This is a genomic window from Vibrio aestuarianus, assembly GCF_012395185.1.
GTDB classification, from domain to species: domain Bacteria; phylum Pseudomonadota; class Gammaproteobacteria; order Enterobacterales; family Vibrionaceae; genus Vibrio; species Vibrio aestuarianus.
In genome coordinates this window covers 36,539-50,621 of the sequence record NZ_JAAZTU010000017.1, presented here as the reverse complement: position 1 = coordinate 50,621, position 14,083 = coordinate 36,539, and the positions used below count along the sequence as shown (strand labels likewise).

The 14,083-nt window shown below is 43.6% G+C and carries 11 protein-coding genes; 5 read left to right on the top strand and 6 right to left on the bottom strand.

What is annotated here, in order from left to right; all coding sequences use genetic code 11:
- Positions 1–14: 14 nt before the first annotated feature.
- On the bottom strand, positions 15–2,030 hold the full coding sequence (gene rep / locus HGG78_RS09995; RefSeq protein WP_172532795.1) for a DNA helicase Rep: 2,016 nt from the start codon (positions 2,028–2,030) through the stop codon (positions 15–17).
- Positions 2,031–2,198: 168 nt separating this feature from the next.
- Between rep and HGG78_RS09990 the strand changes: the two genes are divergently transcribed.
- From HGG78_RS09990 to ubiK, 4 genes are all read left to right on the top strand, one after another.
- Positions 2,199–2,780: a TetR/AcrR family transcriptional regulator gene (locus HGG78_RS09990; protein WP_172532794.1), complete on the top strand. Its 582-nt coding sequence runs from the start codon at positions 2,199–2,201 to the stop codon at positions 2,778–2,780.
- Positions 2,781–2,798: 18 nt separating this feature from the next.
- Positions 2,799–3,905, top strand: a complete 1,107-nt coding sequence (locus HGG78_RS09985; protein WP_172532793.1) for an efflux RND transporter periplasmic adaptor subunit — start codon at positions 2,799–2,801, stop codon at positions 3,903–3,905.
- An 11-nt stretch (positions 3,906–3,916) separates the two neighbouring features.
- On the top strand, positions 3,917–7,039 hold the full coding sequence (locus tag HGG78_RS09980; RefSeq protein ID WP_168787097.1) for a multidrug efflux RND transporter permease subunit: 3,123 nt from the start codon (positions 3,917–3,919) through the stop codon (positions 7,037–7,039).
- A gap of 121 nt (positions 7,040–7,160) precedes the next feature.
- The gene (gene ubiK, locus HGG78_RS09975; protein WP_168524770.1) at positions 7,161–7,412 is read left to right on the top strand and encodes a ubiquinone biosynthesis accessory factor UbiK; all 252 of its coding nucleotides are present in this window, start codon (positions 7,161–7,163) and stop codon (positions 7,410–7,412) included.
- A gap of 180 nt (positions 7,413–7,592) precedes the next feature.
- Here the strand turns inward: ubiK and ilvC are convergent, their stop codons facing one another.
- A complete protein-coding gene (gene ilvC, locus HGG78_RS09970) occupies positions 7,593–9,077 on the bottom strand; it encodes a ketol-acid reductoisomerase (protein ID WP_053309755.1) in 1,485 nt (494 codons plus the stop codon).
- Positions 9,078–9,221: 144 nt separating this feature from the next.
- Here ilvC and ilvY point away from each other — a divergent pair, with 144 nt between their 5' ends.
- Positions 9,222–10,112 (top strand): HTH-type transcriptional activator IlvY, encoded by an 891-nt coding sequence (ilvY, locus tag HGG78_RS09965; protein WP_172532792.1) that lies wholly within the window; start codon positions 9,222–9,224, stop codon positions 10,110–10,112.
- A gap of 49 nt (positions 10,113–10,161) precedes the next feature.
- Here ilvY and hemN read toward each other — a convergent pair whose 3' ends face one another.
- The 4 genes from hemN to HGG78_RS09945 form a co-directional block, all read right to left on the bottom strand.
- Positions 10,162–11,550, bottom strand: a complete 1,389-nt coding sequence (hemN, locus tag HGG78_RS09960) for an oxygen-independent coproporphyrinogen III oxidase (RefSeq protein WP_053309806.1) — start codon at positions 11,548–11,550, stop codon at positions 10,162–10,164.
- 139 nt (positions 11,551–11,689) lie between these two features.
- Entirely contained in the window at positions 11,690–12,178 is a 489-nt protein-coding gene (locus HGG78_RS09955) for a DUF2489 domain-containing protein (protein ID WP_172532791.1), read from the bottom strand.
- A gap of 8 nt (positions 12,179–12,186) precedes the next feature.
- Complete coding sequence (yihI, locus tag HGG78_RS09950; protein WP_053309758.1) at positions 12,187–12,738, bottom strand: Der GTPase-activating protein YihI; 552 nt, start codon at positions 12,736–12,738, stop codon at positions 12,187–12,189.
- The gene (locus tag HGG78_RS09945) at positions 12,738–13,376 is read right to left on the bottom strand and encodes a class I SAM-dependent methyltransferase (protein WP_053309759.1); all 639 of its coding nucleotides are present in this window, start codon (positions 13,374–13,376) and stop codon (positions 12,738–12,740) included. Before HGG78_RS09945 ends, yihI begins: the two co-directional genes overlap by 1 nt.
- Positions 13,377–14,083: the final 707 nt, after the last annotated feature.

The following is a 14,083-nucleotide window of genomic DNA, read 5'->3' as shown; positions in this document are numbered from 1 at the left end:
TAATCTGTATCGAGCTACTTCTTAAACATCGCCCGTAGGTTAGCTATATGACTTTGTCCTTTAGCCATTCGCTCTTCTTGGCTAACTGGTTTTTTAGATTGTTCCCATTCAACATCATCGAACGGCAATTCATCTAAGAAACGACTTTGTGTTGGCTTAATCAACTCACCGTATTGGCGGCGCTCTTTACACATGGTGAAAGTTAACTCTTTTTGCGCACGCGTAATGCCAACATACATTAATCGTCGCTCTTCTTCGACGTTATCCTCATCAATACTGGTTTGGTGAGGCAGTATGCCTTCCTCCGTTCCCATTAAATAAACATAAGGAAATTCGAGGCCTTTGGAAGCGTGCAAAGTCATCAACTGCACCGCATCACTATCATCTTCCCCTTCGCTGCGTTCCATCATATCTCGTAACGTTAGACGCTGAACCACCTCTTTTAGTGACTTTTCTTGCTGATCATAATTATCACCCTCTAGATCAGCCACAATCCAAGAGTAAAGATCAGAAACGTTTTTCATGCGCATCTCTGCCGCTTTGGGGCTAGAAGAAGTTTCGTATAGCCAATCTTCATAATGGATGTCGCGTACTAATGAACGCACCGCTTCAACGGTATTACCACGCTCTGCTTGGTCTGAAATGGTCACGAGCCATTGGGTAAAGCGGCGTAAGTTTTCCAAACCTCGACCAGAGAGGTGATGCTCTAATCCAAGCTCAAAACTGGCTTCATATAGGCTTTTGCCGCGCATATTGGCATAACTACCCAGTTTTTCTAACGTAACCGGACCAATTTCTCGCTTCGGCGTATTCACAATTCGCAGAAAAGCGTTGTCATCATCAGGGTTCACCAGCACTCGTAAATACGCCATGATGTCTTTAATTTCGGCTCTGGCGAAAAAAGACGTTCCACCGGATAATTTGTAAGGTACCCGGTTTTGCATCAGATACTTTTCAATCAAACGAGATTGATGATTGCCACGATACAAAACCGCATAATCACGATATTCAGTGCGGTTAAGAAATTTATGGGCAATCAGCTCCCCGGTGATTCGTTCAGCTTCATGCTCTTCATTTTTCGCGATTAAAACTTTGAGCTTTTCACCTTCGGGAATTTCAGAGAAAAGTGTTTTCTCATAAACGTGCGGATTATTAGCAATCAAGATATTGGCCGCCTTTAATATGCGGCAAGTGGAGCGGTAGTTTTGCTCTAACTTAATCAGTTTGAGATTGGGATAATCTTGCCCGAGCAACACCAAGTTCTGTGGCTTAGCTCCGCGCCATGAATAGATCGATTGATCATCATCCCCTACCACCGTCAGACGACCACGCTCTCCGACTAATAATTTAACCATCTCATACTGGCTGGTATTGGTGTCTTGATATTCATCGACCAGTAGGTAGCGAAGTTTATTTTGCCAGCGTTGACGAACCTCTGCATTATTTTGCAGCAGTACAACTGGCATCAGAATCAAATCATCAAAATCTAATGCGTTATAGGCTCGCATCTGTTTTTGATAGAGATCGAAACAGTGAGCAAAAAGCTGTTGCTGCTCTCCTTGAGCAAAGCCTTTAGCTTGCTCTGGGGTGAACATGTCATTTTTCCAATTCGAGATAGTACTGAGCAGCTGTCGAAGCAGGTCTTTATCGCCGTCTAACTGTTTCTCGGTCAATTCTTTCAATAAAGCGAGCTGATCTTGGTCATCAAACAGTGAAAACCCCGCTTTCAACCCCAAAAACTTATATTCACGACGAATGATGTTGAGACCTAATGTATGGAATGTTGACACCATTAAGCCTTTAGATTCGGATTTACCGAGAGTCTGGCCGACACGCTCTTTCATTTCTCGTGCGGCCTTATTGGTGAAAGTCACCGCGGCAATATTGCGCGCTTTATAGCCACATTGCTGCACCAAATAGGCGATTTTATTGGTAATTACGCGAGTTTTACCTGAACCAGCCCCCGCCAATACTAAGCATGGCCCGGATACGTATTTAACGGCTTCGTCTTGTCTTGGGTTGAGCTTCATTCGGTACTCGTATCACTTTTCGTTGGGCTGACTATGATAATGCCGTACCTTTTGGATTACTACGTTATCAAGGATAAGATTTTTTCTTTTTACTGCACTGGTGTATTGCATAATGGGTTATAGTTTGGTCTATAATGAACAAACGTTCATTCACCGTGAAATATCAGCATGTCTAACTGTATTCACATCGATAAATACCAACAAATCTTAACTGCAGCAGAATCCCTGATCGCAGAATCCGGATTTCAGGGTTTATCTATGCACAAATTAGCCAAAAAAGCGGGTGTTGCGGCAGGAACCATCTATCGTTATTTCGACGATAAAGATCATCTTCTCATCGCTGTTCGTCTACATGTTTGCCAACAAATCGCCGATGCGGTGCAAGCTAATGTCGATGATGAGATGCCTTTGAAAGAACGCTTTACTGCAATGTGGTTAAACATTTGGCAATTAGCACAATCAAGACGTGCAATACTTAGCAATCGAGTTCAATATGAATCATTACCAATAACAACTAGTTGTAATGTTAGGGAACTTGAGCGGAAAATGTTTGCCCAATTTGACTTGCTATTCAATCAAGGCAAAGAGCAGGGGTTATTCAAACCGTTGGATAACCAGGTTTTATCTGCTTTAAGTTTTGAAACAACGGTCGCCCTTGCCCGTAAACAAGCAATGGAATGTTTTCAACTGGATGAGCAATCACTACATGCCGTGATTGACGCCAGTTGGGATGCAATTACTCAACACTAACTTGGAGTTCTGATTAGAATGAAAAAGTGGACATTCTTTATGTTACTTATCGCCATTCTACTATTTGGTAGCGTGATAGGTTTCAATTTATTTAAACAACAAAAAATTGCCGAATACATGGCTAATCGTCCTGAGCCTGAATTTCCAGTTACCATAACGGAAGTGGAATCAGTTGATTGGATCCCGGTCATTGCAGCAATTGGTTTTATTGAGCCAAATCAAGGTGTGACACTCACTACCGAAACAAGCGGCGTGATCGATAAAATTTTATTTGAGTCAGGTACACAAGTAAAAGAAGACCAACCTCTCGTACTTTTAGATTCCGCCGTTGAGAAAGCTAACCTAAAAAGTTCGCAAGCTCGTCTTCCAGCAGCAGAAGCAAAATACAAACGTTATAAAGGTCTATACACCAAGGGCTCTATTTCAAAAGAAGCGTACGATGAAGCTGAAGCGAATTACTTCTCTTTATCTGCTGATATCGAAAGCCTAAAAGCTTCTATTGATCGCCGCGAAATCAAAGCGCCATTTGCTGGTGTGGTTGGTATCCGTAATGTGTATTTAGGTCAATATTTACAACCTGGTACTGACATTGTTCGTCTTGAAGACACCAGTGTAATGCGTCTACGTTTTACGGTTCCACAAACCGACATTTCTCGCATTTCGATGGATCAAGAAGTGGATATCTTTGTTGATTCTTACCCAGACTCACCATTTAAAGGCTCAATCACCGCTATCGAACCAGCAGTCAGTGTGCAAAGTGGTTTAATTCAAGTTCAAGCTGATATTCCAAACAGTGATGGCAAGCTTCGCAGCGGCATGTTTGCCCGTGCGAACATTATTTTGCCTAAATTGGAGAACCAAATAACACTACCGCAAACTGCCATCACCTTCACGCTATACGGTGACAACGTTTATATTCTAAGCGAAGAAAATGGTGAAACACGCGTTAAGCAAAGCGTCGTGAAAGTTGGTGAACGAACTGCAGACATTGCGCACATTCTTGAAGGCGTAAAAGCAGGTGATAAAGTTGTCACATCAGGCCAAGTTCGTTTAAGTAATGGAGTTAAAGTACGCATCGTAGAAAGTGATGCAACCACTCCACCAGCTGAAACACCAATGCTTTAACCGGAGGAATCATGCGCTTTACTGATGTTTTTATAAAACGTCCAGTTTTGGCGGTATCTATCAGCTTTTTGATAGCCTTGCTCGGTTTGCAAGCCATGTTCAAAATGCAGGTCAGTGAATACCCTGAAATGACGAATACGGTAGTAACGGTCACCACCAGTTACTACGGTGCAAGTGCTGACTTGGTTCAAGGCTTTATTACTCAGCCATTGGAGCAAGCTGTCGCACAAGCCGATAATATTGACTATATGACTTCATCTTCCGTATTAGGTAAATCAACCATTACGGTCAATATGAAGCTCAATACTGACCCAAATGCGGCCTTGTCTGACGTATTAGCTAAATCGAACTCGGTTCGTTCTCAGCTACCAAAAGAAGCTGAAGACCCAACCGTAACCATGTCGACCGGCTCAACAACGGCCGTAATGTACATCGGCTTTACCAGTGATGATTTAAAGTCGAGCCAGATTACGGACTACTTGGAACGCGTTGTTAACCCTCAGCTATATGCGGTAAATGGTATTGCTAGTATCGACCTTTATGGCGGTCTGAAATATGCGTTACGTGTATGGCTTGATCCTGAAAAAATGGGCGCATTGAAACTCACTGCAACAGATGTAATGAGTGTACTCAATGCCAACAACTATCAATCAGCAACGGGGCAAGCAACCGGAGAGTTCGTTCTCTACAATGGTAGCGCCAATACTCAAGTATCCAATGTAACTGAGCTTGAAAACCTAGTGGTTAAGTCCAATGATGGCCAAATCACACGTTTAGGTGATATTGCCAAAGTCACATTGGAAAAAAGTCACGATGTTTATCGCGCGACAGCAAATGGTAATGAAGCAGTAGTAGCGGCAATTAACGCGGCACCTAGTGCCAACCCGATTAATATCGCCGCCAGCGTACGGGATATGTTGCCGCACCTACAACGCAACCTTCCAAGCAACATCACCATGAACATCATGTATGACTCAACCATTGCGATTAATGAGTCTATTAGTGAAGTTATTAAGACGATTGCTGAAGCCGCTTTGATCGTTTTGGTGGTTATCACACTGTTCTTAGGGTCACTTCGTGCCGTGATCATCCCTATTGTTACTATCCCGCTATCACTTATTGGTGTGGCGATGGTTATGCAAACAATGGGGTTTTCGTGGAACCTGATGACTCTGCTTGCGATGGTTCTGGCTATCGGCTTGGTCGTTGATGATGCCATCGTTGTTCTTGAGAACGTCGATCGACACATTAAAGAAGGTGAATCACCGTTTCGTGCTGCCATCATCGGTACACGCGAAATTGCGGTTCCTGTTATTGCCATGACACTAACCCTAGGCGCGGTATATGCACCGATAGCATTGATGGGCGGTATTACTGGTTCACTGTTTAAAGAATTTGCCTTAACCCTTGCAGGTTCGGTATTTGTATCAGGCATTATTGCATTAACATTATCACCAATGATGTGTTCAAAAATGCTTAAGGCAAACGAAAAGCCAAGCAAGTTTGAAAGCACAGTTCATGCTGCATTAGAACGCATGACCAATCGCTACGAGAAAATGTTGCGTGCAGTTCTTGCTCACAGACCGGTTGTCTTAGCGTTTGCTGTTATCGTGTTTATGAGTTTGCCTTTATTGTTTAAATTCATTCCAAGCGAACTGGCACCTTCTGAAGATAAAGGCGTGGTGATGATGATCGGTACGGGTTCTTCAAACTCGAACTTAGATTACATGCAAAACACCATGAATGACGTCAACAAGATTCTGTCCGATCAACCAGAAGTTGCCTTTGCACAGGTATTTACTGGTGTTCCTAATTCCAACCAAGCGTTTGGTATCGCTTCGATGGTTCCATGGAGTGAGCGTGAAGCAAGCCAGGCAGAAGTGACCAATCGCATTGGCGGGTTAGTGACTAACATCCCTGGTATGGCGGTAACTACCTTCCAAATGCCAGAATTACCTGGTGCAGGTTCTGGATTACCAATTCAGTTTGTTATTACCACACCAAATGCGTTTGAAAGCTTATTTACTGTTGCCTCTGATGTACTTGCAGAAACAACAGCAAGCCCGCTCTTCGTTTATTCAAACCTCGATTTAAACTACGATTCGGCAACGATGAAGATTAATATCGATAAAGATAAAGCAGGAGCTTATGGCGTTACCATGCAAGATATCGGTATTACTTTAAGTACTATGATGTCTGATGGCTACGTTAACCGTATCGACTTAAACGGTCGTTCTTATGAGGTAATCCCGCAGGTTGAACGTAAATGGCGTCTGAACCCAGAGTCAATGAACAACTACTATGTTCGTTCAGCAAACGGCGAAGCAGTGCCATTGGGCAGTTTAATCTCGATTGATGTAGTAGCAGAGCCTTTATCTCTGCCTCACTTCAACCAGTTGAACTCAGCAACTGTGGGAGCAGTACCATCACCAGGAACGGCCATGGGCGATGCAATTAATTGGTTTGAAAACACGGCACAAACCAAACTGCCTTCAGGCTACAACCATGACTATATGGGTGAAGCTCGTCAATTTGTGACTGAAGGAAGTGCACTGTATGCGACCTTTGGTTTGGCACTGGCGATCATCTTCTTGGTATTGGCGATTCAGTTTGAATCACTCAAAGACCCATTGGTGATCATGGTATCAGTACCGCTTGCTATTTGTGGGGCATTGATTGCTCTAGCATGGGGAGCAGCGACGATGAACATCTATTCTCAGGTCGGATTGATCACGCTGGTGGGTCTGATTACCAAGCACGGTATTCTGATTTGTGAAGTAGCGAAAGAAGAGCAGTTACATCACAAAAAGTCTCGTATGGAAGCGGTAACGGAAGCGGCGAAAGTTCGTCTTCGTCCAATTCTTATGACAACCGCTGCAATGATTGCGGGTCTAGTCCCATTGATGTACGCAACTGGTGCAGGTGCAGCTCAGCGCTTTAGTATCGGTATCGTTATCGTGGCAGGTCTTGCAATTGGTACGATCTTTACCCTGTTCGTATTACCTGTTATTTACAGCTACTTAGCAGAAAAACACAAACCATTACCAGTGTTTGTTGAGGATAAAGACCTCGAAAAGCTAGCAAGAGTTGATGAGGCGAAAGCTGCACACCGTCAACTGGCTGAAAATAAGTAACACGATACAGTTATAATCACATTAAAAAGGTCACTTCGGTGGCCTTTTTCTTATTGCAAATAACGACATTCTTAACACAATTGCTTAGAATGAGTACAAATTGACAGGAGTGTAAGCCACGATGTTTGATCCAAAAAAACTAGAGCAAATTGCCAAACAAATTCACGATTCAATGCCTCAGCCAGTCAAAGACCTCGGCGCAGACGTTGATCAAAAAGTTCGCCAAGTTATCCAAGGTCAGCTAAATAAGCTAGATGTGGTTAGCCGTGAAGAGTTCGATGTACAGACTCAAGTACTGATGCGTACTCGTCAGAAGTTGACTGAAATGGAACAAAAGCTCGCTGAACTTGAAGCGAAACTGACAGCTAAATAATACCGTTTTGAGCGTGTCCGGCAGCAAAAGGTCAACACGCCCTACACATCGCAGAGATAAAAAAGGCTTGGTCAACAGCGACCAAGCCTTTTGTTTATGTTGTATTTGCTTTTGTATTTATCGACCCCTATCTGTATGGGGTTCTATCAGCTGTAGATTATTAAGTTACAAACTTAGCAATTAGCCGCCAACCGCGATACGCTGCATATCAGTCATGTATCCACGTAGCTCTTCACCAATGTACTCTACAGGGTGGTTACGAATAACGTCATTCACTTCAATTAAGGTTGCGTTGTCAACTTGGTTAGAAGTTTCACCTAGGCCTTTACCAATCACATCAGTACCCACTTTAGGCATGAACTTCTCACGTAGAAGCGGCGTTGCTACGTTGGCAAATAGGTAGTTGCCGTACTCTGCTGTATCCGAGATAACCACGTTCATTTCGTATAGGCGCTTACGTGCAACGGTGTTAGCAATCAATGGTAGTTCATGTAGTGATTCATAGTACGCTGACTCATCAACAATACCTGATGCTGTCATTGCTTCAAATGCAAGCTCAACACCAGCGCGAACCATAGCAACCATTAGGATACCGTTGTCGAAATATTCCTGCTCAGAGATTTGAACGTCTGAATCTGGGTAGTTTTCAAAAGCGGTTTCGCCTGTTTCTGCACGCCAACCTAGTAGGTTTGCATCGTCATTCGCCCAGTCAGCCATCATTGTGCTTGAGAAGTGGCCAGAGATAATGTCATCCATGTGTTTGTTGTACAGTGGGCGCATTAATTCTTTTAGCTCTTCAGACAATTCAAACGCTTTAACTTTCGCAGGGTTTGAAAGGCGATCCATCATGTGAGTGATGCCACCAAACTTAAGTGCTTCAGTAATGGTTTCCCAACCAAATTGTAGCAATTTACCGGCATAACCTGGGTCAATACCTTCGGCAACCATCTTTTCGTAACATACGATTGAACCCGCTTGAAGCATGCCACATAGAATTGTTTGCTCACCCATTAGGTCTGATTTTACTTCCGCAACGAAAGAAGACTCTAGACAGCCAGCTCGATGGCCACCGGTGCCTGCTGCCCATGCTTTCGCGATATCCCAACCCTCACCTTGAGGATCGTTTTCTGGGTGAACGGCAATCAATGTTGGTACACCAAAACCACGCTTATATTCTTCACGAACTTCAGTACCTGGACATTTAGGGGCAACCATTACCACCGTGATGTCTTGGCGGATCTGCATGCCTTCTTCAACGACGTTAAAACCGTGAGAGTAACCAAGTGCCGCGCCTTTTTTCATCAACGGCATCACTGTTTCAACCACATTGCTATGTTGCTTGTCTGGCGTTAGGTTAATAACGAGATCAGCTTGAGGGATAAGCGTTTCGTAGCTACCTACTTCAAAACCATTTTCTTTTGCATTCTTGTAAGATTGACGCTGTTCATCGATCGCCGCTTGACGAAGGGCGTACGCCACATCCAACCCAGAATCACGCATGTTCAGACCTTGGTTAAGGCCTTGCGCACCACAGCCAACAATAACGACTTTCTTGCCTTTCAGGTAATCGGCTTCACTTTCAAACTCAGAGCGATCCATAAAACGGCAGCGACCAAGTTGGTCTAGTTGTTGGCGTAGGTTTAAGGTATTGAAATAGTTAGCCATACTGGGCTCTCCTTTAAAGAATTGGTTCCATCAGGTCGGCCTCTGTGAGCCGAATAACCCCATACTAAAGCAGACATTAAGTTGCTTAAAGTGATATATTCACAATTAGTTATTGCAATTAATGCAACATCATGTGACCTATTTATGAACATTAAAAACCTACAGATGTTTATTCATCTGTGTGATAGTAAAAATTTCAGCAAGACTGCGGCAGCGATGCACATGAGCCCTTCAGCGCTTAGTCGTCAGATCCAAAAATTGGAAGACGAGACTGGGCAAATACTGTTTGTGCGTGACAATCGCAGCGTTGAGCTGACACCAGCGGGTAATAAGCTGGCCCCGGTTGCGTTAAAAATCATTGCTGAGTGGCAGCAATACAACGCCAAAATTAAGAATCAAGACCATGAATTACAAGGTGAAATTCGCCTATTTTGCTCGGTAACCGCAAGCTATAGCCACTTACCCGAATTGCTGTCTGATTTTCGGGTGCGTCATCCATATATTGAATTTAAGCTCTCGACTGGTGACCCCGCTCAAGCGATTGATAAAATTTTGAATGATGAAGCCGATATCGCCATTTCTGCACTCCCCGATCAATTGCCAGCTCGCATCGAGTTTGAAACCATCAGTGAGATTCCTTTATCAGTAATCGCTCCGGTTGGCATTAGCAGTTTTATCGAACAACTGCAAAGTGACAACCCCGATTGGTCGTTAATCCCTTTCATTGTTCCAGAAGCAGGAACAGCAAGAGACCGAGCCAATACGTGGTTTAAGAAGATGAAAATAAAACCTAATATTTATGCGCAAATCTCTGGGCATGAGGCTATTGTCAGTATGGTGGCATTAGGCTGTGGTGTGGGTATTGCACCAGATGTGGTGATCAACAACAGCCCTGTGCGGGATAAGATTCAACGCCTCAAATTAGCACCGATAAAACCTTTTCAGTTGGGCGTTTGTTGTAAACGCTCTCAATTAGATAATCCATTGGTCAAAGCGCTGTGGGATGTCGCAGCCAACAAGTACATCACCCCATAAACAGAAAAGCCACTGATTTCTCAGTGGCTATATTGATTCAATTTATTGGTTAAATAACGCGAGAGAATTGCTGCTGACGTGCTCGGTTTCGTAGGTATTTGTCAAAACACATACAGATATTACGGATCAGCAGCCGACCACGTAAGGTAACACGAATTTGGCTCTCATCGACCTCAACTAACTGATCATCAATGAAGGTTTGCAGTAATTCGAGATCTTGCTTGAAGTAGCGATCAAACGAGATGTTAAATTGTGCTTCGATTGCTGTTTTATCCAGCTTGAAATTACAGATTAGCTGCTTAATCACTTCACGACGCAGTAAGTCATCACTATCAAGCGCAACCCCTTTCCACAATGCGTGACGCAGTTCATTCACTTGCGCATAGTATTTTTTCAGTTCTTTTTGGTTCTGTGCGTACGCGTCACCAATCATCGAAATTGCCGATACACCAAAACCAACTAAGTCACAGTCACCTTGGGTGGTATAACCTTGGAAATTGCGGTGTAAAATACCGTTACGCTGCGCCATTGCCAATTCGTCATCTGGCAGAGCAAAGTGATCCATACCAATAAATTGGTAACCAGCCCCAGTCAGAGTCGTAATAGTATCTTGTAAGATCGCCAACTTCTCTTGTGACGCAGGCAAATCTTCATCTTTGATTTTTCGCTGCGCTGCAAACAATTGTGGCATATGCGCATAATTAAAGACCGACAATCGACCCGGTTGCATCTCCAGTACTTGAGCAAGGGTCTGAGAAAAGGTTTCTTTGGTCTGTTTTGGTAAACCGTAAATCAAGTCAAGGTTGGTGGAACGAAACCCAAGTTGTTTAGCACGTTCAACCATAGCAATAATGAACGCTTCATCTTGCTCGCGGTTAACCAGTTTCTGAACTTCTTTATTGAAATCCTGAACCCCGATACTCAGACGATTAAAACCTTCACTACGCAGGTGATCAAGCATGCTCAATTCAATTTCACGCGGGTCAACTTCGATACTGATTTCTGCATCATTTTCAAACCGAAATTCACCACGTAAAATAGCCATCAGTCGGCTAATTTGCAGCTCCGTTAGAAATGTTGGCGTACCACCGCCAAAATGCAGTTGAGTCACTCGTCGCGACTGTAACAGTGACGCTCGCTGACGAATTTCATGTTCGAGAACATCTAAATATTCATCGGCTTTGTGTGAATGACGAGTGATAACCTTGTTACATCCACAGTAGTAACAAAGCTTATGACAAAACGGGATATGAATATAAAGCGAAAGCGGCCTATCAGGGTACTGAGTACACGCCATATCATAATCTGCGACCGTGAATGCCTCATGGAATTCAAGCGCTGTTGGATAAGAGGTATAGCGAGGACCTGAGTAGTTGTACTTATCTAAAACAGCTTGATCCCATACGATCTGCTGACTGGGTACGACTTGCGAAGACATGCTTTTGCTTTCCGTTTGAAACTTTGACTGGTTATTTTGCCACACGACCATGATGTACGTCGGGTAGCAAAACGAAATTTGTGTAGAAATGTTCGAAACTGCTAGCGTGATCACTCACTCAAAAAAGCTAGAGCCAAACTTACACCATTTGAATAGTGATTTGATTATTCAGTGGTGCAATGCGTGTTTGCAACGCTTTCAATTCTTCAACAATCGCATCGGTTAAACGGCCTTCTGCTTTCTGGCGAGCCAAATTCTGCTTCATCCGCTCTTGCTTAGGAAGCAGCTGGCGCTCTTCTCCACGCGGCATATCTTTTACGATATGGTAAAGCTCTGAAATAGCAGGATACACGCTATCAAAATCGATGCGTTGCTCACCTTGGACATAATCCATGATGCAGTATACGCGAATGCTGATCTCAGAGAGATCGCATTGGCCTTGAATACCCGCCATGCATAGCGTATTGACGCTATCAAAAATATTCGCATTACGCTTTTCAATGGCCAATGTTTGGTGTTGAAGCTGCAAATCCTTTTGCTTTTTCAGTTGCAGCAGAAGGTAACCAGCGTAAGACGCTAAGCTGAGAATAATGACTCCACCAGCAATGGCTAACAAGGTTACATTCATCGCAATCTTTATCCTTTTAAGTCGTTGAGATCGAAGTCTTCGAAATCTGACAATAGGTCATCATCAGAGCGTGAAGCTTTTGCCTTTGTAACAGGCTCTAATGCTTCGTCTTCTTCTTGATCTTCTTCGTAAATGCCAAGCTGCTTCATTAACGCTTCAATGCGATCAAGCTTCTCATCTACGTATTTTTGTAGACCAGCGCCTAGATTCTCACCACTATCGATACGATCAAGTAAGATATTCAACTGCGCATCGTTTTCTAGCATTTCCAGCTCTTGTGCTGCTGACAATCGACGCTCTTGTTTGGTCTGCTTTTTCACTGGCTCAACAATCAGCGGGACTTTCTTTTTACTACCTAAACGAGGGTCGCGTGCTTGCGCTGCTGCGCGCTGCTTTTGCTCAGAACCATCGGAATGTCGGCTGCCCGCTTTAAGACCTTTCTTTTTCTTCAGTCTTTTACGTAGACGTCCTTCAACATCAGCTTCACTGCGGTTACGCGTTACAATCACGTCAGCATCAATAGCTGAACCAGGCTTTCTGGATTTCTTATTACGGCTCATTACTGGGGTTTCCTCAGTAAAATTACATCATTACCAATAAATTCAAGTTCAAGCTCATCCCGCTTGGCCAAGTACTGGAAGGTTTCACGGCTAAAAAATATCACATGTGTGAGATCATTTTTGTAGTGCCATCCAGCAAACGCGTCTACGTCTTTGACTAGCTTGGTCATTAACCCAATCCAGCCACCCGGCTTAACTAAATTTAACCATTGCTGCCAAACTTGGTGCGGCTCATGTAAATGCTCGATCACTTCAGTGGCAGTCATAAAATCATAGGTCGTTTGCAATACCTTTTCATCTGGATGAAAGAAGATATCGTATAACGCCATATTGTGCCCCGCTTCTTGCAACATAATCGATAATGTTGGACCGGGACCACAACCAAAATCTAACCCATTTGATGCAGGTTTAATCCTTTCTAACATTGGTTCACACACGCGTGATAAAAAGCGGCGGTAACCCATATCTTGTGGGTTATTGTTATGCAGATCATAAAATGCTTTTTCAGCTTTCGCGTCAAGGCGATGATCAGGATTGACGAACACTAGCGCACATTGTTGGCACTGGAGATAAGCGCGAGCCTTATCTTCAAAGTATGGAACAATTTGTTCACTAAAACATAATGGGCAAGTGTGCATACTGACATCCTCAAACAGGGATGCGCAACATACCAGAAACTGGCATTAGAGTGGAGAGTCACCGAGCATTTTTTCATCAGCTAAGTGAAAAAAGATAAAAAAAGCGATAGGTCATCCTATCGCTCTCTAAAATGTGCCACCTAAGGTGGCGAAACTGTGTTGCACTCATCGCGTGCACAATATTCCTTTTGTTCTTGGTGCTTTCCATGCAAAAGGTATTGTTTTTCATCTTCCTGATGAATTTTGTCTATCCTGCTGACATCCTGTCACTGAGCTTATCCCAAGCCTGATCCTTTTCCCTGTCCGAACCTTTAGACGAGTCGACCATCCTTATCGCGCAAGCTCCCTTGCTTACGCTAATCCTTATTCCTAAAAGCAGCATCCTTTGCCAGCTCCTTGGAGACCACCTTGGTCTGAATTCCTTTACCAGCGTCTTGCCGATGTGCTTACTTTACTCGACAACACATTTGACTCAACGTCAATTGAGCTATTTTTACACTCATTTTCAAAGTAACTATCCAGCTATCCATAAATTCAATAGCTTATAGAGTGACCATCATCGATTGCGCCATCAAGTATGGTCGATCTCTTACACAACAATGGGTAAGTTATCCGCTCGTGGTAAAAAACAGCCGGTGATCAAGCTCACAAAAGAAAACGCCCCAGCATAATACTAGGGCGTTTTCATAAAACTTTGCTCGAACGAT

Excerpts from the sequence above, each read along its gene's own strand:
- rep (WP_172532795.1), bottom strand. The coding sequence starts at position 2,030 with ATGAAGCTCAACCCAAGACAAGACGAAGCCGTTAAATACGTATCCGGG.
- HGG78_RS09990 (WP_172532794.1), top strand. The coding sequence starts at position 2,199 with ATGTCTAACTGTATTCACATCGATAAATACCAACAAATCTTAACTGCA.
- HGG78_RS09985 (WP_172532793.1), top strand. The coding sequence starts at position 2,799 with ATGAAAAAGTGGACATTCTTTATGTTACTTATCGCCATTCTACTATTT.
- HGG78_RS09980 (WP_168787097.1), top strand. The coding sequence starts at position 3,917 with ATGCGCTTTACTGATGTTTTTATAAAACGTCCAGTTTTGGCGGTATCT.
- ubiK (WP_168524770.1), top strand. The coding sequence starts at position 7,161 with ATGTTTGATCCAAAAAAACTAGAGCAAATTGCCAAACAAATTCACGAT.
- ilvC (WP_053309755.1), bottom strand. The coding sequence starts at position 9,077 with ATGGCTAACTATTTCAATACCTTAAACCTACGCCAACAACTAGACCAA.
- ilvY (WP_172532792.1), top strand. The coding sequence starts at position 9,222 with ATGAACATTAAAAACCTACAGATGTTTATTCATCTGTGTGATAGTAAA.
- hemN (WP_053309806.1), bottom strand. The coding sequence starts at position 11,550 with ATGTCTTCGCAAGTCGTACCCAGTCAGCAGATCGTATGGGATCAAGCT.
- HGG78_RS09955 (WP_172532791.1), bottom strand. The coding sequence starts at position 12,178 with ATGAATGTAACCTTGTTAGCCATTGCTGGTGGAGTCATTATTCTCAGC.
- yihI (WP_053309758.1), bottom strand. The coding sequence starts at position 12,738 with ATGAGCCGTAATAAGAAATCCAGAAAGCCTGGTTCAGCTATTGATGCT.
- HGG78_RS09945 (WP_053309759.1), bottom strand. The coding sequence starts at position 13,376 with ATGCACACTTGCCCATTATGTTTTAGTGAACAAATTGTTCCATACTTT.